The sequence below is a fragment of the Pantoea sp. JKS000250 genome, from assembly GCF_003201065.1.
GTDB classification, from domain to species: domain Bacteria; phylum Pseudomonadota; class Gammaproteobacteria; order Enterobacterales; family Enterobacteriaceae; genus Pantoea; species Pantoea vagans.
This window is the reverse complement of the sequence record NZ_QICZ01000002.1, coordinates 219,150-242,407: the sequence shown is the minus strand read 5'-3', so window position 1 is coordinate 242,407 and position 23,258 is coordinate 219,150. Positions and strand designations below refer to the sequence as shown.

24 protein-coding genes and 1 pseudogene are annotated in these 23,258 nt (G+C 54.8%); 8 read left to right on the top strand and 17 right to left on the bottom strand.

What is annotated here, in order from left to right:
* Window positions 1-57 precede the first annotated feature (57 nt).
* The 4 genes from BY447_RS20945 to vapB form a co-directional block, all read right to left on the bottom strand.
* Window positions 58-885, bottom strand: a complete 828-nt coding sequence (locus tag BY447_RS20945; RefSeq protein WP_110332110.1) for an AAA family ATPase — start codon at window positions 883-885, stop codon at window positions 58-60.
* A gap of 720 nt (window positions 886-1,605) precedes the next feature.
* Window positions 1,606-2,349, bottom strand: a complete 744-nt coding sequence (locus BY447_RS20940; protein ID WP_110332109.1) for a hypothetical protein — start codon at window positions 2,347-2,349, stop codon at window positions 1,606-1,608.
* 31 nt (window positions 2,350-2,380) lie between these two features.
* A complete protein-coding gene (locus BY447_RS20935) occupies window positions 2,381-2,797 on the bottom strand; it encodes a type II toxin-antitoxin system VapC family toxin (RefSeq protein ID WP_110332108.1) in 417 nt (138 codons plus the stop codon).
* Complete coding sequence (gene vapB, locus BY447_RS20930; protein WP_110332107.1) at window positions 2,794-3,024, bottom strand: type II toxin-antitoxin system VapB family antitoxin; 231 nt, start codon at window positions 3,022-3,024, stop codon at window positions 2,794-2,796. The genes BY447_RS20935 and vapB overlap by 4 nt, the downstream gene beginning before the upstream one ends.
* A gap of 701 nt (window positions 3,025-3,725) precedes the next feature.
* Between vapB and BY447_RS23565 the strand changes: the two genes are divergently transcribed.
* The 3 genes and pseudogenes from BY447_RS23565 to BY447_RS20915 all read left to right on the top strand — a co-directional run bounded on the left by BY447_RS23565 (window position 3,726) and on the right by BY447_RS20915 (window position 5,014).
* On the top strand, window positions 3,726-3,854 hold the full coding sequence (locus BY447_RS23565) for a hypothetical protein (protein ID WP_261985051.1): 129 nt from the start codon (window positions 3,726-3,728) through the stop codon (window positions 3,852-3,854).
* Between the two features lie 434 nt (window positions 3,855-4,288).
* A pseudogene (locus BY447_RS20920) lies at window positions 4,289-4,587 on the top strand (hypothetical protein).
* Between the two features lie 49 nt (window positions 4,588-4,636).
* Complete coding sequence (locus BY447_RS20915; protein ID WP_110332106.1) at window positions 4,637-5,014, top strand: RidA family protein; 378 nt, start codon at window positions 4,637-4,639, stop codon at window positions 5,012-5,014.
* A 25-nt stretch (window positions 5,015-5,039) separates the two neighbouring features.
* Here BY447_RS20915 and BY447_RS20910 read toward each other — a convergent pair whose 3' ends face one another.
* From BY447_RS20910 to BY447_RS20900, 3 genes are read right to left on the bottom strand one after another with little or no spacing between them, the layout of a single operon-like run.
* Window positions 5,040-5,567 (bottom strand): DUF4865 family protein, encoded by a 528-nt coding sequence (locus tag BY447_RS20910; RefSeq protein WP_110332105.1) that lies wholly within the window; start codon window positions 5,565-5,567, stop codon window positions 5,040-5,042.
* The gene (locus tag BY447_RS20905; RefSeq protein WP_110332104.1) at window positions 5,564-5,953 is read right to left on the bottom strand and encodes a tautomerase family protein; all 390 of its coding nucleotides are present in this window, start codon (window positions 5,951-5,953) and stop codon (window positions 5,564-5,566) included. The genes BY447_RS20910 and BY447_RS20905 overlap by 4 nt, the downstream gene beginning before the upstream one ends.
* Window positions 5,953-6,258, bottom strand: a complete 306-nt coding sequence (locus tag BY447_RS20900) for a carboxymuconolactone decarboxylase family protein (RefSeq protein ID WP_110332103.1) — start codon at window positions 6,256-6,258, stop codon at window positions 5,953-5,955. The genes BY447_RS20905 and BY447_RS20900 overlap by 1 nt, the downstream gene beginning before the upstream one ends.
* Before the next feature lie 96 nt (window positions 6,259-6,354).
* Between BY447_RS20900 and BY447_RS20895 the strand changes: the two genes are divergently transcribed.
* Window positions 6,355-7,236: a LysR substrate-binding domain-containing protein gene (locus BY447_RS20895; protein ID WP_110332102.1), complete on the top strand. Its 882-nt coding sequence runs from the start codon at window positions 6,355-6,357 to the stop codon at window positions 7,234-7,236.
* Between the two features lies 1 nt (window position 7,237).
* On the opposite strand, the gene BY447_RS20890 is transcribed toward BY447_RS20895, so the two are convergent.
* The 3 genes from BY447_RS20890 to BY447_RS20885 all read right to left on the bottom strand — a co-directional run bounded on the left by BY447_RS20890 (window position 7,238) and on the right by BY447_RS20885 (window position 8,727).
* The gene (locus tag BY447_RS20890; RefSeq protein WP_013196480.1) at window positions 7,238-7,783 is read right to left on the bottom strand and encodes a TetR/AcrR family transcriptional regulator; all 546 of its coding nucleotides are present in this window, start codon (window positions 7,781-7,783) and stop codon (window positions 7,238-7,240) included.
* Window positions 7,784-7,910: 127 nt separating this feature from the next.
* Entirely contained in the window at window positions 7,911-8,042 is a 132-nt protein-coding gene (locus tag BY447_RS23560; protein ID WP_323859519.1) for a hypothetical protein, read from the bottom strand.
* Between the two features lie 136 nt (window positions 8,043-8,178).
* Window positions 8,179-8,727: a GNAT family N-acetyltransferase gene (locus BY447_RS20885; RefSeq protein WP_110332101.1), complete on the bottom strand. Its 549-nt coding sequence runs from the start codon at window positions 8,725-8,727 to the stop codon at window positions 8,179-8,181.
* 273 nt (window positions 8,728-9,000) lie between these two features.
* Between BY447_RS20885 and BY447_RS20880 the strand changes: the two genes are divergently transcribed.
* Window positions 9,001-9,618: a pyridoxamine 5'-phosphate oxidase family protein gene (locus tag BY447_RS20880; protein WP_061060637.1), complete on the top strand. Its 618-nt coding sequence runs from the start codon at window positions 9,001-9,003 to the stop codon at window positions 9,616-9,618.
* A 158-nt stretch (window positions 9,619-9,776) separates the two neighbouring features.
* Here BY447_RS20880 and BY447_RS20875 read toward each other — a convergent pair whose 3' ends face one another.
* Together BY447_RS20875 and BY447_RS20870 are read right to left on the bottom strand one after the other, a co-directional pair.
* On the bottom strand, window positions 9,777-10,142 hold the full coding sequence (locus BY447_RS20875; protein ID WP_033735363.1) for a type II toxin-antitoxin system PemK/MazF family toxin: 366 nt from the start codon (window positions 10,140-10,142) through the stop codon (window positions 9,777-9,779).
* Window positions 10,142-10,414 (bottom strand): antitoxin, encoded by a 273-nt coding sequence (locus BY447_RS20870; protein WP_033784864.1) that lies wholly within the window; start codon window positions 10,412-10,414, stop codon window positions 10,142-10,144. The genes BY447_RS20875 and BY447_RS20870 overlap by 1 nt, the downstream gene beginning before the upstream one ends.
* A gap of 152 nt (window positions 10,415-10,566) precedes the next feature.
* On the opposite strand from BY447_RS20870, the gene BY447_RS20865 reads away from it, so the two are divergent.
* Both BY447_RS20865 and BY447_RS20860 read left to right on the top strand, forming a co-directional pair.
* Window positions 10,567-11,760, top strand: a complete 1,194-nt coding sequence (locus BY447_RS20865) for an MFS transporter (protein WP_110332100.1) — start codon at window positions 10,567-10,569, stop codon at window positions 11,758-11,760.
* Window positions 11,761-11,866: 106 nt separating this feature from the next.
* Window positions 11,867-16,381 (top strand): ATP-dependent helicase, encoded by a 4,515-nt coding sequence (locus tag BY447_RS20860; RefSeq protein ID WP_199226961.1) that lies wholly within the window; start codon window positions 11,867-11,869, stop codon window positions 16,379-16,381.
* Here BY447_RS20860 and BY447_RS20855 read toward each other — a convergent pair.
* A complete protein-coding gene (locus BY447_RS20855; protein ID WP_095707949.1) occupies window positions 16,365-17,294 on the bottom strand; it encodes a LysR family transcriptional regulator in 930 nt (309 codons plus the stop codon). The two genes, BY447_RS20860 and BY447_RS20855, sit on opposite strands and share 17 nt — an antisense overlap.
* A gap of 95 nt (window positions 17,295-17,389) precedes the next feature.
* Here BY447_RS20855 and BY447_RS20850 point away from each other — a divergent pair, with 95 nt between their 5' ends.
* On the top strand, window positions 17,390-18,244 hold the full coding sequence (locus BY447_RS20850; protein ID WP_110332098.1) for an aldo/keto reductase family oxidoreductase: 855 nt from the start codon (window positions 17,390-17,392) through the stop codon (window positions 18,242-18,244).
* A gap of 32 nt (window positions 18,245-18,276) precedes the next feature.
* On the opposite strand, the gene BY447_RS20845 is transcribed toward BY447_RS20850, so the two are convergent.
* The 4 genes from BY447_RS20845 to BY447_RS20825 all read right to left on the bottom strand — a co-directional run bounded on the left by BY447_RS20845 (window position 18,277) and on the right by BY447_RS20825 (window position 23,211).
* Window positions 18,277-19,776, bottom strand: coding sequence for an alpha/beta hydrolase (locus BY447_RS20845; RefSeq protein WP_110332097.1), 1,500 nt, complete (start codon window positions 19,774-19,776; stop codon window positions 18,277-18,279).
* An 18-nt stretch (window positions 19,777-19,794) separates the two neighbouring features.
* Window positions 19,795-20,355 carry a lipid IV(A) palmitoyltransferase PagP gene (gene pagP / locus BY447_RS20840; RefSeq protein ID WP_013196491.1) on the bottom strand — a complete coding sequence of 187 codons (561 nt, stop codon included), beginning with the start codon at window positions 20,353-20,355 and terminating at the stop codon, window positions 19,795-19,797.
* Window positions 20,356-20,657: 302 nt separating this feature from the next.
* On the bottom strand, window positions 20,658-22,109 hold the full coding sequence (locus BY447_RS20830) for a sugar porter family MFS transporter (RefSeq protein ID WP_110332095.1): 1,452 nt from the start codon (window positions 22,107-22,109) through the stop codon (window positions 20,658-20,660).
* 199 nt (window positions 22,110-22,308) lie between these two features.
* Window positions 22,309-23,211: a LysR substrate-binding domain-containing protein gene (locus tag BY447_RS20825; protein WP_013196493.1), complete on the bottom strand. Its 903-nt coding sequence runs from the start codon at window positions 23,209-23,211 to the stop codon at window positions 22,309-22,311.
* Window positions 23,212-23,258: the final 47 nt, after the last annotated feature.

Here is a 23,258-nt window from a genome sequence, read left to right as displayed (position 1 = left end):
GATTTGATGTGATTTTGCGTTCTGCACAATATGAGGGCTATGTGTAGTAACTATAAACTAAGCTGACGGGAATATGCTAGTCAGTGCATCCGTTATTCTGGCCTGCCATTCAGGGTGGAGATGCAGTTCAAGCTCATCAATAAGTATAACGCCGTCAAAGTCAGGAGCATATATTGCTTCAGTCGGAAACCTCAGCTCAATTTCTTTTATGATACCTAACAAAAGACCCATGCATGACTTAAAGCCAGAGGAAAGATATTCATACCATATTTCTCCTGAGGGAGAGTTTACATAAATATCATATGATCTTGGATCGACCCGACTAAAAGAAAATTTAGCATCAAGTAAAGAGATGCACCTTTTTGAAAGCTCAATATTTTTTAAAATGTTTGGTGCATATCCAGGCTCAACTTTCTCAAATAAAATCCTTTTTGCAAGCCAGTCTTTGATACCGTAAAGATTAACGCCCGTATTCAGTTGCTGAGAAATCTCGCCGTCTTCAATATGCCTGTCAGCACTGATGGAACTAAGTGACTGATAATCAAAGCTTCTGTTTGTCTCAAACTTTATTAGCTTTCTTCTTTCATAACCCACCGTGAGATGGTGGTTTGCGTGTTCGTGTGGTAAATGACTCGTTACCTCGGTAACATTCTTATAATTCTGTCCTTTATCTTCTAATTCCAGCTCAATCAGGCCACGTTCAGTTACGATATTTCTTTTGACCTTAATCGATGTTCCCCAGATAAAGGGAAAAGATGCTGCAAGAAGGATTGTGGATTTACCAATTCCATTGGGGCCACAAATTATGTTCATATCGGGCTGAAATTCTAAATCGAGGTTTTTGATACCTCCAATCCCTTTTATAGACAATCTGGTAAGTTTCATATTAATCCATTATTTTTAAGTTTTGGTTATCATCAGATGAATGGCTAACAGGGATATTATACCGGATTTTATGGCCTGTAAGTATAACTCCGGTGACTTGGCAGGACATACTTCTTACAGACAATGGCGGTAACCGTTCTTACTGTTCATTCCCATACCAGGCATGCAGCGCAGAGTGCCTGGTACCGCCATGCCCCGATCTTTCCGGGTTCGAACAGAATAAAAACTCGTAAAGTCAGAGGGATCGCTATGTTAAAGCCGTTACAATCTCTGTAACGTCACTGCGTGCGTTCACATACGCACCAGATTATATTCCTTATAGCGAAGAAAAGGCCAATTAGGCATCGCCCGATCACCAATTTATTGCGGTCGGTTTTTCTGGACAGATGCGCCACAGGACGTTCCATATCCCCGACAGTTGAGAAAAAATGAATGGTATACCACGCGCACTTTTGCAGAATTAATCTCATTTACCGTAAATAAATTCTTCATGCTTAGATTTCCTGCTGAATCCAGCCAATTTTTAAGTTTAAATGTAATAAACCTCACTAACAGCAAAATATGCACTTATGTGCTGCATTGTGTCCTCTTTCACTGCATCCTTCACACAGCCTGTTTGCTGAATCCGGCAGATCCGGAAAAGGATAATGTCGGAAATCTGATTGGGCTGGTAATGAGTAACGGCTAAAAATAAGGCACCTGTAAAAAGGTGCCTGAGGATCACTGGCCGATATAGGTCAGGGCGGTGTTTACAGCAACGGTTAATGCAGGCAGCGCGCCTGCGACGGTGACAACATTCGCCACGTCGCTCAGTAGATCGGAAATTTTCTCACCGAACCTGCTGTTTGTCCCCTTACTGATTTCCTTGCGGTACTCCGGATTTAGAACGGCCAGGCCAAGGGTTGACTGCACGGCATCCATTACCGGCTCAACGCCGGAAATACCGTATGTTTCCAGTGCCTCCTGGATTTGTGAAAGCTGTTTCAGCAGCAGGGTCTTCATCGTAGCAGGCAGATCAGCCCCCCGGATATCATTACGCAGTTCGGTTAACCTTTCCAGCAGAGCTTCAATTTCTTCTGACTGCATAGCCGCGTGCGCGCCACGGGTTTCAAAAAGGTCTGACAGCATACTGAGTTCTGAGAATGTGCGGTCATCAATATGCTGCATGAACGACTGCCAGGTACTGTTGAGAGACTGTGAAACAAATGCCGTATCAACGCATGTTTTCCAGTGCGTGGATTTTCCCCTGAGAGCGGAGAAATGATCCTCTCTGACCTGCACTATTCGTCCTGGCAATTCCATGGCCCGCGCCAGGCGGGAAAGAAGATGCTGCTCATTATTTTTCTGAGCCTGCAGCAGAAAGACCCATACCAAGCGACAGTTTTGGTCCCGTTTTTGTGTTTTTCCTGCTTCAAGAATATCCAGTAATCGTTGAGCCGGATTGTCAATTTTCAGTTCATTCATTCTTTTAATATCCTGCAATTCATACCCGGGTTTAATATACCCAGTCTTCCAGAGCCAGATCCGGAACACGCGCAAATTCCCGCGTATTGTTCGTCACCAGCACGGCGCCAGCCGAGATGGCGTGCCCGGCAATCGCCGTATCGTTCGGGCCGATCGGTGTCCCGGCCTGGCGCAGCGCCACTTTAATCTCCGTGGTGGCATCCACCGCGGCGCGATCCCAGGGCAGGACGGCATCGAGCCGGGCGCAGAACGCGTCAACCAGCTGTGCGTGTCGCGGCGAGGCCTTCGGGCCGGTGGCGCCGAAGCGCATCTCTGAGTAGGTGATGGCCGACACCACGATGCGGTGGCCGCGCAGCACTGCCTGCTCCAGGCGCTTCAGTACGGCTTCCGGCTGCTCGCGCATGATGAACGAGCAGATACAGGTATCCAGCATATAAGTTGTGTTCACAGGTTAAATCGTCCTTCGTCGCTGACAACGTCTTCGCGCTCTGCCATAAAGTCCGGATCGGCCTTTTCGAGTTCAAGGTATGAGCCCCAGGTCGGCCGGGCGGGACGCAGGATGATGCTGTCCCCTTCCCGGATGATTTCGAGTTCGCTCACTCCTTCAAAATCCATGTCACGAGGAAGACGAATGGCGCGATTGTTGCCGTTTTTAAAAATGGATACGGTTCTCATGGTTACTCCTTCCGGTCGGATTTCCGACACTGTGCCGATACCGGCTATTTTTTGTGGCAGAACAGCGCTGCATAGATAAAGCATATCCACTGTATATGCAGATGTAAAGCATATGCATCTGTTAAGTATATGCAGATGCAGGACATATGTATATGTATCACATATTCTGATTTGTCTCTTTTTATCGAAGATCCGAAAAAAGGAAGAACCGGATCTTCTCCCTTAAGCGGTGCTTTTCTACACGGAGTACTACATGTAGTGGTTAAGGCATCTGCTCAGGCTACCAGATATAGTGTTATGACTACTGGCGAGCCCTGATAAAGCGAGCTTTGCCCCGACCCGCCGCAGTGCTTTTCTTCCGGTTACTGCCGTAAATGGAAAAAGTCGGATCATGCCGGTAAAGGCGCCCGGTAATTTCGAGTGGTTTATTTAAGCAAACTATTGGTAACCAAGGATAAAATAAGCACACTCATATTATCTTTGATTAATTTTTACATATTGAGTAAATCAGCCCTTCTGTAAGAACTCTATGAATCCTCCGGAAAACTGTTACGTTCGAATCCATGAAAGCCCATGATGATTTCAGCTAAGCCTTCGAGAAAATCCGGTACGGAATTACTTCCTCTGAAAAGAGAGACGCAGACTTCGCGAACGGAACCGCGCTGAAAATATTCAGCAGAAAATATGCGGAGTTCCGTCAGGTGCTGAGCGACGCAGGTGAACTCGGTGACCACGAGTACGATCTGGACACGTTTGCGCATGGCATTGACGTTCTGCAGGGCTATTTCGATGGCACTCCCGGCGGCCTGACCGAGCGCCTGCCGGTATAGTATTGCATCGTCTGATTCCGCTGTCCGACCCGCAGTACGTGGCCCAGCAAGAGCTGATGGTCTCCACACCGAAATTTTTGCTTAGACGCTGTCATGCTGAGACCGACCGTACCGAGAAAAGTCAGGCTCTGGGCCGTGACAGACATCGCAGTGTGCATCTGGCTGAACGAGGCTGAACGGGATTACATTTTCATTACTTAACAGCGGTAGCTACGCCATGCATATGCTCTATGCGGACATTCCAATGAGAATGCTGCAGAGCATGATGTGACACAAAAGCGTTAATTCGACAAAGGTCTATAAGAAAGTATTTGCGTTGGCGGCAGGGTGCAGGGTGCAGGGTGCAGGGTGCAGGTTCAGATACTATCGCCATACTGAAAAGGGTATGAGGCTGTTAATCATACGAAAACCAGTGTTATAAATGGTTAAAATATATTCTTCCGCTGCTGCTTATCCTCGCCCTGGCTGGCTTTTAATCCCGCACGACAGCGAGGAAGACAAAGCGTATTACGTCGCGGTGTTCTGCGCGATTGATCACCACAGTCAGCAGCCGTTCGACCAGCAGATGCGAAATGTTATTGAAGGCGGCAATTCTGACTATGCGCTGCAGAAAATAGCCTATAAACCGCGGCTGGGACGCAGCGTGATTGGCCGCTGGGAGCAACTGAAAGCCGATGAGCAGCAGCGCGCCGCGCAGGATAATATGGTCTGCCAGCAACTGCTGAAACGCTAAGTGGTGGCGGGAAGTAATGTCTGATGATTCACATGACGAAGGAAAAAATATGACCCTGCCAGAACGTAAAAATTATCCGCAACTGGGCGAAGTTAACGCGCCTTATGTCCATGCCGTTAAACAGGGTGAGACGCTGTACGTCTCAGGACTGACCGCCTTCGGCACGACCGCTCAGCAGGGTAATATGGCTGAACAGGCTGAAGCCATCTTTGAACAACTCAGAGCCGTTGCTGCTGCTGAAAACAGATCGCTTGCTGCGCTGCTCAAAGTCACGATATTCATCACCTCGTTCACAGAAATCGCCGCGCTGCGGGACGTGCTCTACCGCAATTATGGCGAGCATCTGCCCGCCAGCTCGTTGGTGCAGGTCAGCGGACTGTTCTCCACTGACCTGCGCATTGAGATTGAGGCCATTTTTGCCCTCTGAATGGCAATCCGCATCAAGACCGCTGCTACAGCTGCAGATCTGAAGCGGCAGCGCCTCGCGCCAGATAACCGATGCGATAGACCTCCCGGCCGGACGCCGGTCGCTGCTGTGATGCGTTAACCGTTAATCCCTGCCAGCGGGTCACATCCCAGGCGCTGAAGCCTTCGGCCATAGGCAGTGCAGCAAGGTTCGCATGCGGAGGAATCGTCCAGCGGTTCAGCGTCATAAAACGGGCTTCAGCCAGATCGGTGAGGAGAGTCTGCCCCTCCAGCGCCAGCCAGCTTTCGATGATCGGCCAGCCAAAATCCCTCACCAGCGCCGCAAAACCCGGGCTTTGCAGGAATCGCTGCATGCCACTCGCCTCCCGCCAGAAATAGAGCGGTGCATAGCGATGTTCATTGATTCCCCCATCCTCGCGGCAGGCGTAAAGATACGCTTTTGCCACCAGCCCCGGAAAGCCATCCAGCCGGGCACCGTTCAGTCGGATACGCTTTTCAATGATGGCCATGTCGTAGTCCGCAGGCAGCGTAAAGCGATAGTGCATGATAATCATAACGCCGCCTGTCCCAGCATCTGGCCGCCGCTAAAGCTCCACTCTTCGCGGCTGTTAAACTGAATGATGATCATCACATCATCAGGATCGATTGCCATCTCTGTCTGAAGCGCCGCGCAGAGTGCGTGATAAAAGCGTTGCTTCTGTTGCCGGGAACGCGGGCGACCTGCCGTTATCTGAAACAGCATGAAATTTTCGCTGCGTCCGCCGCTGAGATAATGGCGATCAAATACACGCTGAGGGACAGGCAGCATCTCAATGACCTGAAAACAGTCCTGCTCGGGCACATCAAATTCTGCGACCAGCGCCTGCTGAAGCAGCGTGGAAAGCAGATGCAGATCCGCATCGCTGTAACCTTGCCGCAAGGTGATCCGGGTGAAGGGCATCAGTGATTATCCTCCAGATAGCTCAGCGCAGTCACGGCAGCGGGCCAGCCTGCATAAAAGGCGAGATGCGTGAAGCTCTCCACCAGTTCATCCTGCGTCAGTCCATTTTGCCGGGCGTAATTAATGTGCCATGGCAGCTGCTGGACGCGCCCCAGCGCAGTTAAGGTTGCCAGCGTCAGCAGGCTGCGCTCACGCGGTGACAGCAGACCGCGCTGCCAAATATCATCAAACAGCACCTGCTGCGTCAGTTCCGCCAGTTTTGGCGCGCGCTGCGCCAGTGTTTCCCGGTCCAGTGATTTTTTCATTGCACACTCCTCGTTGGTCAGAGAGAGTGTCACTCAGCTCATTAATCCTGAAAATCAAATTAATCAGCATCTACTATCCGCATTTTAAGGACAATGATGAACAAAGTACCGGAATCGCTCGACATGGATGCGCTGCGCAGTTTCGTGGCGGGCATTGATGCGGGCAGTTTTGCTCTTGCGGCACAGCACCTCTGCCGATCAACCTCAGCCGTCAGTGCGCAGCTTAAAAAACTCGAGCAGCAATGCGGTACCGCGCTGGTGATGAAAAAAGGGCGGCATCTGCAATTGACCCGCAGTGGCGAGCAGTTGATGAGTTACGCCAGACGTCTGCTGTCACTGAACGATGAGACTTTGCGGGCAGTAAAAGGCGAAGCGTTGCAGGGCGAAATTCGTATCGGCATGCAGGAGGATTTTGGCGAGGCGCTGATGCCTGCCATTCTCGGCGCGTTTAACCGGCAGCATCCGGACGTGATGCTGACCGCTCGCGTTGACAGAAATCTGGCGTTATTAACGGCACTGGCTCGCCATGAGCTGGATTTAGCGCTGCTGTGGCAGGCGGAACAGCAATCCGGCACGCAGGTGATCGGTCAGTGTCCGTTAGTCTGGATACAGCATCCGTCGTTTGATCTGGCGGGATTTCTGCAGCGTGGCGAGCCGCTGCCGCTGGTGGCGTTTGATGCGCCTTGTGTGATGCGATCCCGCGCCACCGGGGCGCTGGATAAGGCGGGCATTCCGTGGCGCGTGGTGTTTACCAGCCACAGTCTGAGTGGCATCTGGGCCGCGCTGCAGGCCGGGCTGGGGATCACCCTGCGCACCAGCGCGGGATTGCCGGAGGGGCTGGTGACAGAATCACAGCGACTGCCGCAGGCGGGCCATCTGGGTATTGCGCTGGCCCGCTCAGACCAGAGTGATGATCCCGCGCGTACGCTGTTGCAGCACCTGATCACCGAAGCTGCCCTGCCCTACGTTCAGCGCTGAGTTAAAATGCCTGCTGAATCAGTAACGAACAGTATTCCGCTGAAACGTCGCGATCGCCAAACAGTATGTGAAACATTACGGGCGCGACAGCGACATCGACGAGACGATCAACGTCAAAACCCGCTTCCCCGCGCGCGATGGCCCGATTGTTCAGGGTTTCAAGATGCTGATAAGTAAATCCACAGCATTTATGGCTGGCCTCTTCAGCATGACTGCCAATCACATCGGCAAGCAGCTCACGGCCCACTTTTGAAGACATCTCTTCAGCATACTGCTGAATGAACGCGGTAAGATCGCCGATCATCGAGCCGGTATCTTCCGGATCGGCAATCGGACGCATCCTCGCCACGGCAACATCCGCCAGCAACTGGGCCAGATCGCCCCAGCGTCGATAAATCGTGGACGGCGTTACGCCTGCCTGTTCAGCAATCATCGGTACGGTAATGGCGGAACGATCCAGTGTTTCCAGCAGCCGGTTAACGGTGTCATGCACTTCCGCCTGAATACGGGCGCTGCGCCCGCCCTGACGAATCATCTCCCTTGCCATCTCGTTCTCCTGCTTTTATCCGCGTCAACGTTTTGGTTAACGCAACGATGTTGCATTAACAGATAGCGGCAGTGTACCGCATCTCAGGCTGAGCAGGCGCTAAAGTGTGCGATCGGGCGTGTGTCAATCAGGGCTGAACTTTACTCAGGCCCGCTTTGACCGGTTCTCCGCTGAAACGAGACGAACGGTTATCTGATGCGCCTATCCACAACAAACTGACTGCCATTACCGCTGAAATAAAAATCGTACGAATATCCATAAATCCTCCCCTGAGTAAGGCGGTTAAGGTAATTCAGCCAGCAGGGAATTAATCGCAGGATAAGAGAGGGTTTCTCAGAGGTTTAAGACTGTAAGAGGACGCAGACAACGCTGCGCCCGACTTGTAAAGTGGAAAGTCAGACGTTAAGCGCGTTGCCAGCGTCAAGCCATTCCCGGCGGCTCAGGGCATACATCAGGCTGGGAGGAAGCCCTTCGAGATCGTTAACCTTTTTCAAAAACGTTAAGCCTGCTTTTTCCAGCACCCGGCGCGAAGCCAGATGGTTTTCACGCACCACGCCTGTGATGACGCTGAGTCCGGCCTCCTCAAATCCGTAGCGAATGGCTCTGCGTGAAAGCTCAGTAGCATATCCTTTTCCCCATGCATCTGGCTCAAACCGGTAGCCGAGATTATTGGTCTGACGGCCGTCAAACTGGCTTCTGAAGACGCCACCAAAGCCGATAATTTTTTCCGGATGGGCTTTCTCGAATATTGTCCAGTCGCCAAACCCCTGATCCCTGTAACTATCCTGTATACGCTCCATCGCCTCAACAGCATATTCCCTGTCAGGCCACGGGCCTCGCGGGTTAAATTTATGCGTTTCCGGGTCGCCATAAATTCTGAACAGGTCGTCAAGATCCTCACGAAGGGTAAATCTGTAGAGCAACCGCTCTGATTCCCAAACCATCCTTTGCTCCTTATGGGTTTTGATCAGGTTAATCCTTTATATCAGCAGGTTGTTCTGATACCAACACCTGGGTTTTACAGGTCAGGCATGGTAATCCCTTCCTGTTTAAGCGGGATTCACGGATCATTGTGAATAGTGATCACAAAGGACGGTGCAGTGTCTCTGACTCTGCAGCTATTGGTGTTAGAGTCCTGCTTAAACCTGCGCGTCGGATCTGTGGTGTCTTATCGTCAGCGTCCTGAGGACGCTGATCAATGAAAGGAAAGTGCAAACATGGCTGAACAGAGCAGCATAGTGACGGAACTGACCGAACTTGAACGTCTTTATGGCACTGTCGCCCGGCCTTCTGTGGCTAAGGTGACCGATCATATTCATCCCGCCTATCGTCCGTTTATAGCCGCCTCGCCTTTTGTAGCGCTGGCAACATCGGGACCGGAGGGACTGGATGTTTCACCGCGCGGCGATCCGGCCGGATTTATCGAAATTGAAGATGATAAAACCCTGCTGCTGCCCGACAGACGCGGCAATAATCGCATCGACAGCCTGCGCAACATTCTGCAGGACAATCGGGTCGCGCTGCTTTTTCTCATTCCTGGCATTGGCGAGACGCTACGCGTTAACGGTACGGCGGCGATCAGCACCGACCCGGCGCTGCTTGAACGCTTTGCTGTCAATAATCAGCTGCCAAAAACCGTGCTGCGCATCCACGTGGAAAGCGTTTTCTTTCAGTGCAGCCGGGCGATTATCCGCTCCGGGTTATGGAATGCTGAAACGCAGATTGCGCGGCAGTCGCTGCCCAGCACCGGCTCGATTCTGAAACAGATTGCGGAAATCGATGGCGATGCCTACGACAAAGCGCTGCCAGAGCGATTAAAGAACTCGCTTTACTAAGCTCCTGCGGGTTGCACTTCAGGCAGCGTGCTGAAGAGGGAAGTGCTTATACTTTCGGGCCGCAGATGATCATGCACCTGCGGTCGGAGCCTTGCGAGAGTGTTACGCCTTCCCGGAATTAATAAATTTGTAATTTATAACTGGCAGCCAGCTTTTATTTATCGCGGGTCGATAAGGTCTACAACCAGAGACAATATTTCATCCATAACATGTGGCTCTACCCTGGCAGCATAGCTTGCCTTGCGCGCTGTCAGGTCAAGCGAACGCACCTGATAGCACAGCGCCACCCCAGTCACCTTGCCGGTATCTGTGCTGTTACCGTCCAGAAAAACAGTCACTCCCTGTGAGCGCGACGCGACGCCGCCGCTTGTCACCGGCACACAAACTGCCGTACCCAGAGCCGCAACTAACTCGCGCTGAGAGATAACAAGATAATAATGCGGCCCTTTAAACTCACGCCCTTCAACCGGATCACCATTAACGTGCCAGATTTCGCCCTTCTGCGGCACCCTCCTTGAAACCATCAGATATGCTCCCTGCCCTGCGGCGCGTCATTCAGTCCGTCGACGGCCTCGTCGTTATAACTCTGGATTTCCAGCTGATCAATACCGGCCAGCAACTGAGCAACTGTCCGGCGACCGCGTGGTACACGCGTAACCGGCACAATGTTCACGGTTTCGCCCTCAGCGGTCACGTCCAGCTCAATGCCCACGGTCCAGCCTGCTCTGGCAGCAATCTCACTGGGAATAGTCAGCACGACAGCTCCGCCCTGCTGACGAAGTTTTGTTGATGCCATGAGTCCTCCGGTGTGTAACTTAGTAACACATAGTTTAGCATAGGGTGACACTAAGTCACACCGCAATAAACGTTAAAGCAAAGATATTGCATTAAGCTCAGAATCACCGTATACCTTATTAAAAGCTAATCCTTTGCATTAAGGTGACTCCCATGAACCCTACCCTGACACCGCAGGCGGCTACCCGCACCTCGCTTTTTAGCTTTACCGGTGCGGCGCTGATCTCAGCCACCAGCAGCGCGCCAACGCCGCTCTACCCGCTCTATCGCAGCCTGTTTCATCTGACGCCGACCATGCTGACGCTGATCTTTGGTGCCTATGCTTTCGCGTTGCTGGCCGCGCTGCTGACGGTGGGTAAAGTGTCGGACTATACCGGCCGCCGTCCGCTGATGCTGCTGGCACTGGCGATTAACGTGGTCGCGCTGGTAATCTTTATGGTGGCCAGTTCGGCTTCGACCTTGATTGCCGCCCGACTGGTACAGGGCTTTGCTACGGGTATTGCACTGCCGACCTTCGGTGCCAGCCTGATTGACGCCAGTAAAACGCGTGGACCCCTGCTGAATTCGTTCACCGCGTTTCTCGGGATGACGCTTGGCACGCTGACAGGTGGCTTTCTGGTCAGCTTTGCGCCGTTTCCTACGGTCACGATTTACGCACTGCTGATGGTGCTGATGATAGTCGCGATGGCGCTTCTGCCCCTGATACCTGAAACGATTGCGCCTCAGCCGGGTGTACTGGCCGCGCTGCGGCCTCAGGTGAGCATTCCGCGACGCGCACTGGGCCCGTTGCTGAAGGTGACGCCGGTAAACATCGCAACATGGATGCTGGGCGGATTTTATCTGTCACTGATGCCCACGATGGTGGCAAATGCAACCGGCCTGACATCGCCGTTTATCGGCGGCTCGATTGTGGCAACGCTGATGCTAAGTGCAACGGCAGCCGTATTACTCTTTCGTCCGTTGCCGCCCGCGCGGGCGTTGGTTATTGGTACGCTGATGCTGATGGCGGGTGTCAGCGTCACACTGACAGGCCTTTCTATGCACAGCGTGGCCCTGCTCTATCTCGGCACCGCCATTGCGGGTCAGGGGTTTGGATCGATTTTCTCCAGCGTGCTGAAGATCATCATGCCGTTAGCGGAGAGTCATGAGCGCGCCGGGTTGTTCTCCGCCTTTTTGATCAAAAGCTATCTCGCCTTTGCCCTGCCCGCGATTGCGGCCGGTATTGCCGCACCCCATATCGGGCTGACCCAGACCGCCTGGTTCTATGGCATGACCCTTATTGTGCTGGCGCTGGTGTCACTCCTGGCGGTCAGAGGTCGCGCGTTAGCCGGCACGGCCTGCTCATAAACGTCACTGGCGCGGCCAGATATCGGCCGCGTCATCCATAAACGGCAATTTTCACTTACACTCAACGGATTAATTTCAGGCGCAATCTCTGCGTGATGCCGTGAGTATGATGTTGAAATCCCAATCTGATACGGTCCTGGCCCGGTTTTCACCCGCCACCCGACGCTGGTTTTCTGCCGCCTTTGCTGCGCCGACGCCAGTGCAAAAGGCGGCCTGGCAGGCGATTGCCAGCGGAGAGCATGCGCTGGTGATCGCGCCTACCGGTTCCGGCAAAACGCTGGCGGCCTTTCTCACCGCCATCGACACGTTGTTTCAGGTCAGAACTGACCAGCCTTCTCCCACACGCGAAACGACCACCCGCATTCTCTATATTTCACCGGTCAAAGCGCTGGCAGCAGACGTGCAGCGCAACCTGAATCTGCCGCTGGCAGGCGTCTACGCCGAACGGCAGGTGCTGAATGAACCTGAGATCGCGCTGAATATCGGTATGCGCTCTGGCGATACCCCCACTGCAGAGCGCGCCAGGCTGTTGCGCCGTCCGCCCGATATCCTGATTACCACACCCGAATCGCTTTTTCTGATGCTGACCTCTAAAGCACGCACCACACTTCAGGGCATCACCACGGTGATTGTCGATGAGGTGCATGCGGTGGCAGGTTCAAAGCGCGGTTCACAGCTGGCGCTGAGCCTGGAGCGGCTGGATGCGCTGCTGCCACAGCCCGCCCAGCGCATCGGGCTTTCCGCCACGGTGCGACCGGTTGAACGGGTAGCGGCCTTTCTCGGCGGCTGTCAGCCGGTTCAGGTGGTAAATCCGGCCGCCGATCGCACACTGCACCTGACGATCGAAGTGCCGGTTGAGGATATGACCGATATTGCCAGCGCCGATGACCTGACTGGTGAAGCGAGCACTGCAAGCGGATCGATCTGGCCACATATCGAGGCGCGCATTCTGCAGCAGGTAATGGCCCATCGCGCCACGTTGGTGTTTGTGAATTCGCGTGGTCTGGCAGAAAAGCTGACGGCGCGGCTCAATGCACGTTATCTGGCGCAGCAGATCCCTGCTGAAAATCAGGATGAAGAGCGCGCCGACGATCTGATTGCCCGCTCCCACCACGGTTCCGTTTCGAAAGAACAGCGCGGTGAGATCGAAGCTGCCCTGAAGCAGGGCAGTCTGCGCTGCGTGGTGGCGACCTCCAGTCTGGAACTGGGCATTGATATGGGGCCGGTGGATCTGGTGATCCAGGTGGGCGCTCCGCTGTCAGTCGCCAGCGCCCTGCAGCGTGTGGGTCGCGCCGGACATCAGGTTGGCGGCATCTCCACCGGCATCCTGTATCCCCGCACCCGGCGCGATCTGCTGGATTCGGCCGTGATATTACAGTCGATGCGGGCGGGTCACCTCGATGCGCTGGCTCCGCCCCGTAACCCGCTCGATATTCTGGCGCAGCAGACGCTGGCGGCTGTGGCAATGGATCCTCTGCAGGCTGATGACTGGTATGCACAGGTCTGCCGGGCCGATCCGTTCCGCACTCTCTCGCGTCGGCTGTTTGATGCCACACTTGATATGCTGGCGGGTAAGTTTCCGTCAGATGATTTTGCTCAGCTGCGGCCACAGCTGGTTTGGGATCGCCAGAGCGGACTGCTGACGGCGCGACCCGGCGCTCAGAATCTGGCCGTGACCAGCGGCGGCACCATTCCCGATCGCGGCATGTTCAGCGTTATCCTGCCCGAAGGCGAAGAGCAGGCAGGCTCTCGTCGGGTCGGCGAACTGGATGAAGAGATGGTCTATGAATCGCGGGTCAATGACATAATTACTCTGGGTGCAACGTCGTGGCGCATTCAGCAGATCACGCACGATCAGGTGCTGGTGGTGCCCGCGCCAGGCCGTCCGGCTCGTCTGCCCTTCTGGCGCGGTGAGGGCGTTGGCCGTTCTGCCGATTCAGGTGCCAGCCTCGGCCTGTTTCTGCGTAACCTGAACCGTGCTTCACCGGATGATGCGCAACAACAGCTGCACGCGCTGGGGCTGGATGCCCGTGCCGTGACCAATCTGCTGGCTTTACTGGCTGAACAGCGTGTCGCGACTGGCGTACTGCCCGACGATCGCACGTTGCTGATTGAACGCTGCCGGGACGAAACTGGCGACTGGCGGGTGATCCTGCACTCGCCATGGGGAAAAAGGGTTAATGCACCCTGGGCGCTGGCGATTTCTGCCCGGATCCAGCACCGCATGGGGATTGATGCTTCCGTCGCAGCCAGCGATGACGGCATCGTAGCCCGCTTTCCCGCCAGCGAAGGGCATCTTCCCGGCGCTGACCTGTTTATGTTCGACGCCGACCAGCTCACTCAGGACGTTACGGAGAGTGTCGGGCAATCGGCACTGTTCGCTGCCCGCTTCCGGGAGTGTGCCTCACGCGCGCTGCTGCTGCCGAGGCGCAATCCAGGTAAGCGCTTACCACTCTGGCAGCAGCGGCTGCGCGCCGGTCAGTTACTGGACGTCGCGCGGCAGTATGATGATTTCCCCATCCTGATCGAAACCGCACGCGAATGCCTGCAGGATGTCTACGATCTTCCTGCTCTGCACCAGCTGATGGAACAGCTGGCACAGGGAAACGTAAAGCCGGTCGAGGTGACGACCGAACAGCCCTCGCCTTTCGCCGCCCCGCTGTTGTTTGGCTATGTCGCAGAATTTATCTACGCCAGCGATGCCCCCCAGGCTGAACGACGCGCCTCACTGCTGGCGCTCGACAGCAATCTGCTGGGTGAACTGCTCGGCCAGACCAGCAAGCGTGATTTGCTGGCACCTGACGTCGTTGAGCAGGTCGGACAGGAACTGCAGCGCATTGATTCCCGCTATCATGCACAACACGCCGAAGGCATCATCGATCTGCTGCGTGACCTCGGCCCGCTCTCCGTTGCCGGTATTTCGGCGCGATTCAGTGGCAATGACCAGCAAATCGCAGAAGCCGTCGCGTTGTTTTCTGCTGCCCGGCGAATAATTCAGGTGATGCTAGCGGGTGAAGAGCGCTGGGCAGTTGTTGAAGACGCGTCTCGCCTGCGCGATGCGCTGGGCACTGAACTGCCTGACGATCTGCCCGACACATTTCTGGAGCCGCAGACCGATCCACTACGCGATCTGGTGAACCGCTACGCCCGCACCCATACGCTGTTCACCGCCAGACAGCTGGCGACCCATTTCGGTCTGGGCGTGGCCGTCGTGAATGCGGTGCTGCTAACCCTGTATCAACAGGGCAGCCTGCTGAACACAGGTGCGGCAGCGGACACATCGGAAACGGAGTGGGTTTCCTCAGAGATCTTCAATCGCTTGCGCTTACGTTCACTGCAATCAGCGCGCGAGGCAACACGGCCGGTTTCACCCGCCGCCTGGGTCAGCCTGTTGCTGACGCGACATGGCCTGCTTAACCACGCGCATCAGGGTGTCAGCGGGCTGCTGCGGGTGATAGAGCAACTGGCGGGCGTGGCGTTACCCGCCTCGCTGTGGGAGTCACAAATCCTGCGCGCCAGAATAGCCGACTATCAGCCTGCAATGCTCGATGAATTGTTAGCCAGTGGCGAGGTGATCTGGTGCGGACATAAAGCGCTGGGACAGAATGATGGTCTGATCTCGCTTCACCTCACAGAATTCGCCGCTGAGACGCTGCCGGAGGCTGACGCCACCCCTCTTACGCCGATCCAGCAGGCGACACTTGATGTACTGAGCCGCGGCGGCGCGTGGTTTGTTCATGAGATTATGGCGCAAATGGAGCAGCCGGAGGCACAACCCACCGACATCCATGACGCCCTGTGGCAACTGGTGTGGCGGGGCTATGTCACGGCAGATAGCTGGATTGCGGTACGTGGGCTGCTGAGCACGCCAGGCGTGACCCGTTCACGTCCGGCACGCACTCTGCGCACCCGCTTTGGACAGCGCTTTACGCCTGGCGCATTGCCCGCACGCCGTCCAGCGGTCAACACGCTGGCCGGGCGCTGGTCACAGATTAACCGGCAGGAGATTGTGCCTGCCCGACTGGCTCTTTCGCTGGCAGAAAATCTGCTCGATCGTTATGGGGTGATTACGCGAGGCAGTGCAGTTTCAGAGCAGATCCCCGGTGGATTTCCGGCGTTACAGCCCGTACTGCGCAGCATGGAAGATGCCGGACGACTGCTGCGCGGACAGTTTGTCGCCGGGTCCGGCGGTGCCCAGTTTGCTAACCATCAGACCATTGAGCAGCTGCGGGCGCTGGCCGAAGCGCCAACCGATGCCACTGAGGCAGTGACGCTGGCTGCACTCGATCCCGCGAATCCGTTTGGCGCGATGCTGAGCTGGCCAGTTCATGCCAGCGGTATACGCCCCACGCGTCGCCAGGGTGCGCGGGTCGTGATCGCAGGCGGCGCGCTGATGCTCTTTCTGACACCGGGAGGAAAAGAGTTGCTGACGTTCAGCGATGACCCTGAACAGCTTGAGACCGCAGTCGCGGCGCTGGGCGTGGCGCTGAAACGTGAAAAGCCCGCGGGTTTTACGCTGGAGACGGTAGATGGTGAAGCGGTGTCGCAGTCACCGCTGCTTAACGCATTGCAACACGCCGGTTTTTCACGGGTGCCGCAGGGATTCAGCTGGTATAGCTGACAGGTTTTTCGCGCGCATTTATTTCGCGCACAAAATCGATAAACGCCTGAAGCGGAGCCGGAATCAGACGGCGATCGTTGTAGTAAAGCCACGGGCCGGAAAAGGTCAGCCACCAGGGTTGCAGCAGCGGTTCCAGTTTGCCACTGTCCAGGGCCGGTCTGAGCCACTCATCAAACAGATAGATCACCCCGCTTCCGGCAATCGCAGCCTCTACAGCCAGATCCATTGCCCCGCCGACGGTCACTACCAGCGGCCCGCCGGTTTCAACGCTGATCTCTTCTCCGTCGCAGCTGAATGTCCAGTCAGCCATGATGCCGCTGGCATAACGGCCACGCAGACAGCGATGATGGATCAGATCGCGCGGGTGATCGGGTCGGCCATGTTCCGCAAGATAAGCCGGAGACGCGGCCAGCGCGAACCGCTGCTGCCGGGGGCCAATGGGCATCGCCACCATATCCTGCTCCAGCCGCTCATCATACCGAATTCCGGCGTCGCAGCCGTCACGAAAGACATCCTGCACGCTGCTCTCAGCCACGATTTCCAGCCGGATATCAGGATAGCGCCGCAGAAATTCCGGCACCAGTCCGGGCAATACCAGCCGGGTGGCACTGACCGGAACATTCAGCCGCAGCGTGCCGCCTGGCGTGTTGCGATAGCGATTAACCGCATCCAGCGCGGCATTAACTTCATTCATGGCGGGCAACAGACGTTCCATCAGCGCCCTGCCCGCTTCAGTCAGTACTACCGTGCGTGTCGTCCGGTGAAACAGTCGGATACCCAGTTGCTGTTCTGCCCGCCGCACCGCATCGCTCAGGCGTGACGCGTTGCTGCCTGTAATACGCGCGGCTTCCCGGAATCCTCCCGCTTTCGCCACTGCCACGATAGCATCCAGCAGCGCCATATCGATCGCCATTGTGCATCACCCCGTACAGTTTGTCCTGATTTCACCGGATAGTTGCACAGCTGAATCACCGTTACAATTAATCTACATTTACGCAGGAGGTTTTCATGTCAGATATCACCATGACTTTTCCGTTAGGCGATCGTGAAGTTAACCGCCTCGGCTACGGCGCAATGCAGCTGGCCGGGCCAGGCGTATTCGGGCCGGTAAAAGATAAAGCCCGGGCAATTCAGGTTTTGCGCGACGCCATCGCGGCGGGCGTCAATCATATCGACACCAGCGACTTTTATGGCCCGCACGAAACCAATCAGTTAATCAAAAAGGCGCTCCATCCCTATCCACAGGATCTGACACTTGTGACCAAGGTGGGTGCCCGCCGCGATGCAAAAGGCGGCTGGCTGGCGGCGATGGAACCTGAAGCGCTGACTCAGGCGGTGGAAGATAACCTGCGCAATCTGGGGCTGGACGTGATTGAAGTAGTGAACCTGCGCAGTATGCTGCATCCGGCGAAGCCGAAAGAGGGCTCTCTGGCACCCCAGTTGGAGGCGCTGCTGACATTACAGGCGCGCGGGCTGATTCGACATATTGGCCTGAGCAACGTCACCGCCACGCAGATCGCTGAAGCCCAGGCGATGACACCCATTGTCTGCGTGCAGAATATGTATAACCTGGCGCATCGACAGGATGATGAGCTGGTGGATCAGCTGGCGCAGCAGGGCATCGCTTACGTGCCGTTTTTCCCGCTGGGCGGCTTTTCGCCATTACAGTCGGATCAGCTTAATGACATTGCTGCGTCCCTGAATGTGACGCCGATGCAGGTAGCGCTGGCCTGGCTGCTGAGGCGCTCGCCCAATATTCTGTTGATTCCCGGCACGTCCTCACCGGAACACCTCAAAGAGAATCTGGCCAGTGGCAGCCTGCACCTGTCGGATGAGGTAATGGAAAAGCTGAACGCGATATGAACCCAGGCCCGCATCATGCGGGCCTGGTTGATTCAGAAACTGCTGAGGCAGGTCGCCAGTTGCGGCTTGTCACTGCAACCGATGTGGTGATCGATTCTGTTAATCATGTAAGGATAAAACGGGTTAGAGGTCGCGCGCATAATTGAGTCCAGTCCCACAATCAGTACCGCACTCTCGCCTCGCAGTGACAACGTACCAAAACTGATACCAAACTCATTCTTCTTCGCAGGTGCACTGCCGTAGAGACCATCCTCTGCCGGGAACGGGATCGCCACATGCGACAGCGAGTAAAGCCCGGCCGGATAGTTGATGGCCAGTGGCTGGATTCGCTCCTTAATCTCACCGGCAGGCACGCTTTTGGTCACCATTGCAAGCGACGTGGCGGCAGCATTGGTGATCACCGTGGAAGAATAATGCCGACGGGCAGCGGGTAAGAGCTGATTCACTGCCGTGTATGAGGAGTGACGGAATAACGGGCTGACGCTGACGGCCTGATTGATATCGAACAGCACCAGCTCACTGCCGTTTTCTGGCAGATAATTGTATAACGAGCGAATCACCGACGGCGTGCTGACAGTAGAGTCCATGACCGACTGAAAGGTCAGTACTGGCGGGAAGCCGGACAACTGCTGATTACGCGCGTAGTGCTGGATCTCTTTCTGTAGCGCCTGCGTCAGCAGATAGGTCTGCCGGGCAGCGTGCACCGGAAAAGAGTTGTATTTAAACGGATTAAACTCCGGCACGATGTTCAGCCAGGCTGTTTTCGAGAAGGCCGGGAAAACAGAGGGCAGTCCCGCAAGCCCGGCAAACCGCGCAAAACGAGTGACACCGATCATCGGTGATAACAGAATCAGCTGCTGCGGACGACGCAACGTGGCGTCGCCCAGGCTGTCGAGCGCATATTTCACCGCCAGCGCGCCGCCGTTAGAGAATCCTACCAGATGCAGCGGCGTCCGGGTGCCCGCCAGACGGGTTGCTTCGCGCACCGCTAAGCGTGTAGCCGCCATCCAGTCCTGCCAGTCCACATCAGTCAGGCCCGCAGGTACTGTGCCGTGACCCGGTAACCTGATTGCTACAGCCACATATCCCTGCTGGCGATAGATTTCTGCGATATGACGCAGGCTGTAAGGACTGTCGGTCAGACCATGCAGTAAAACGACTGCACCAAGCGGCGTGCCCGCCGGAAGCAGAATATAGGAACGGTTCCAGTCCTGTGCAAAATGACCCGGATAGATCAGACTGCCGGAAAAATATCGGTTGAGCGGGGTTTTCTCATCCGCATCCAGTTTGTCAGTGACCTGCTGCTTCATCTCATCAAACAGATGATTTTCGGCGTTAAGATAATCGGTGTAACCCGCTTTATCGAGCTGTTCAACTGTCAGCTCATGCGGAATCCAGGTGTGCCAGCGATGTAATTCCGGGCCACGTTCCGCCTCATAGATGCGAATGATCAGTAGCAGCAGCAATACTAAACCCACAACAAGCGTTGAATGCCAGAGTCTGCGCGTAACAGTTTTCAACTTCCGGGTCATAAATCCTTTCCTGAAAAATTAAAAGGCATAGCGAAACCACGCGAACAGCACGTTGCCATTATTGTAAGTGCCGGGGATGTAAGTGAACTGGACATTCACCGCTTTATAACCGGCAGAGAACAGCGGCAATATAATCGGCAGCGGAATATAGTTGCCAAAGTCTTCACGCGCGGTGATACCCGCTGTTAATCCGGCACCAAGCCGGAAATCCTGACCAGAGCCCGGATACCATCCCTTCTCCCAGCCATAACCGACAATGGGCTGCCACTCATTGTGCGAATCTTTAAACGCCATCGCATAAAGCGCACTCCAGTTGCCGCTGTCGCTGTAGCGGGAAACACCCAGACCGCCGCCCCAGGGATTCTCGTTATAGTTATCGGTTTTTTCTTTGTCATACATAAAGCGGGCGTGCCAGCTAATAAACGGCAGATAGAGATCGGTGTGCTGAGGCGCGTTCCAGGTTTGTGCAACATCGTCAGTGAAATCATTCCACCAGGATGAAACCGGCGCATTTTCAGCATGCAGTGGCGTGGCAATCAGCAGTGCAGCAGCCACTGCCACAGAGTTTGATATATTCATGGTGCATCCCGGTCAGCATGCGGAGCAGATGAAAAGTGAGTATAGCGCAGAGCCAGCTCCAATCTTTGTCAGCGGTCATGCTTCGCTTAAACAGCGGTTTCAACCGTCAGCGGCATCTGAGGGTTACGCCAGATTCTGGCGATTTCAGCCTGAAATCGCCAGGCATGGCCGGAAACCTTCCCGCAAAATCGAGCTGATTACAGTGAATGAAACGGCTTAACTGACAGAAAGGGATACGACGCAAGGGGGCAGAGAAGTGAGAGAAACCGGATTCAGCCGGCGGGCCGAATCCGGTAGGGACGTTAGCAGGTTTCAGCCTCCTTGGGCTTTTCACCAAACTTTTCTTTCATGTGTGACTCAATCTCTTCCAGACTTTTGCCCCGCGTCTCGGGCACCATCGTCATCACGAAGATCAGCGAGCCGACGTTAATCGCAGCAAAGATAAAGAAGGTCGTGCTGCCGGCATACGCCATGATCGGTGGAAAACCGAACGCGACCACAGCATTGAAAATCCACTGTAGTGAGACAGCGCCACCGGTTAAAACGCCACGCAGCTGCATCGGGAACAGCTCTGACATCATCAGCCAGTAGACCGGCGAGATGCACATCTGCATACAGAACAGGAACAGCAGAATACAGCCAAGAGCGAGGTAGCTCTGCATCAGGCCTGAGCTCATAAAGGTCATCACGCTGCCCAGCAGAATCTGTGCGGTAATCACCAGACATAAACCGGTGATGAGCATAGTACGACGCGGGAAGCGGCTGATCGCCCAGATACCGACAAAGGTCGCCAGAACAGACACCACGCCGTTACCAATGGTCGCGGCAATCGACGCGCTGGTGCCAAGTCCGGTCTGTTTAAGGATGATCGGCGTGTAATACATGAAGCCATTAACGCCGGTAAACTGCGCAACAAAGCCGAGTCCGACACCAATAATCATCAGGCGGATAACCCACTTCTCACGAATCAGGGTTTTCGCATCCGGCCCGCGTTCCGCTGCCCTCGCCTGCTTCTTCATCTGTGCCATCTCATGACGCACCTCACGCGGTGTTTCACGCAGATACTTAAGAATCTTCTTCGCCTCTTTCAGACGCCCTTCCGCCACCAGCCAGTGTGGTGAAGCCGGAACGAAGAAGGTGCCGATAAACAGCAGGAAACCGGGCACCATCGCAATCGCCAGCATGTAGCGCCACAGGTGCTCATCATGCAGCAGATAGCTCAGTAGCGTACTGGCGACATAGGCAATGAGCTGGCCGGTAACGATCATCAGCTCATTGCGGCTCACCAGCGGCGCACGCAGACGTGGCCCGGCAATTTCGGCAATGAACACCGGTACGGTTGAAGAGCCACCGCCGACAGCAATTCCCAGCAGGAAGCGCATGGCCACCATCACATTGACGGAAGGCGCCAGTGCCGTACCAAGGGAACCCAGTACAAAAATGATCGCCAGGGTGCGAAGGGTAATGCGACGGCCAAAACGGTCCGAGAAGAAACCACTGAGGAAAGAGCCGATAGCGGCACCAAACACCAGCGAAGAGGCGACGAGCCCTTCCGTGAATGAGTTCAGTCCCAAACCACCCTGATCGGGTGGCGAAGTCATGTAAGGTAATGCACCCGAGATAATCCCGGTGTCATAGCCAAAAGCCAGCGCGCCCATAGTGGCAACCAGCACCACTAAAAAAATGCGCTGGCGTACCGTATCCGCAGGCGCGTGATCGCCCGCTTCCCCAGCGTCTGGTGTATTTGTACTCATAATATTCCTGCCATTAATAAGTTAAACATCCGTTTGATTAAATTTCATACGGAATAGAAAGGGAACATATTTACCGATTGGGTAAAGAAGTGTAGACGGTATTTAAAAGTTAGCTTTGGCAATGCGACTTTTATGGCGTGAATAATTACCAGCAGAAATAAACCCACGTCATAGTGACGCGACGGAAGTTATTTTAACATTATATTAACGTTCTGAGTTCTTCCTGTATCCAGCTCAGGAAATGTGCAACTCGGGGGTACTGGGCAAATCCACGCGGAAAGACCAGATGGTGCGCGCTGACGGGCAGGCTATGCTGCTCAGTCAATACCCTGACCAGTTTCCCGCTGCGAAGATAATCCTCCGCCAGCAATTCGCTTTCAAAAATAAGACCGTGGCCTAACATTGCCGCTTCAAGACTCATATAAGAGCGGTCAAAACGAAATAACCACTCTTTATCCGGCTGAGGTAATTGCTGCGCCGCAAACCACTGCGGCCATTGAATAAGCGGCGACTCCGATAATATTAGCGCGTGATGGATTAAATCCGCGGCCTGACTGACAGGATGCTGTTTCAGATAGTCTGGCGAGGCCAGCACCGACATTTTTTCGTGGCGGATAGTTTTAATCTCAAATGCGTTCCAGTCCGGGAAGCCGTGACGTATTGCTATATCAATATTGTCGCGGCTGAAGGAGAGATTTTCATAAGAGCAGGAGAGCGTAAGCTGAAACTCTGGATAGCTATCGCGAAATTTATGGATACGCGGCAACAGCCAGAGCAGACCGAAGCTGGGTGCGCAGTGGATCCTGAGGTTACTGCGTGCTTTCTCGTTACTGATGCGCGCCGTGGCCTGCGCCAGGCACAGCAGTATCGGGCCGATCTCCCTGAGGTAATGTTCCCCCGACAGCGTGAGCGTTACGCCTTTTGCCGAACGATTAAACAGAATACAGCCCAGTTCCCGCTCCAGTTTGGCCAGCTGATGACTGGCTGCGGATGGCGTAATACTTAATTCCTCAGCCGCCCGCGCGACATTACCAAAATGGGCCACCTGTTCAAAAACCCGCAGTGATTTAATTGAAGGTAAGTGCTCCGACTGCTTTTCCATCCGCCTCTCCATACAGAAATTATGTGATGTGTGCCCATTTTTAAATC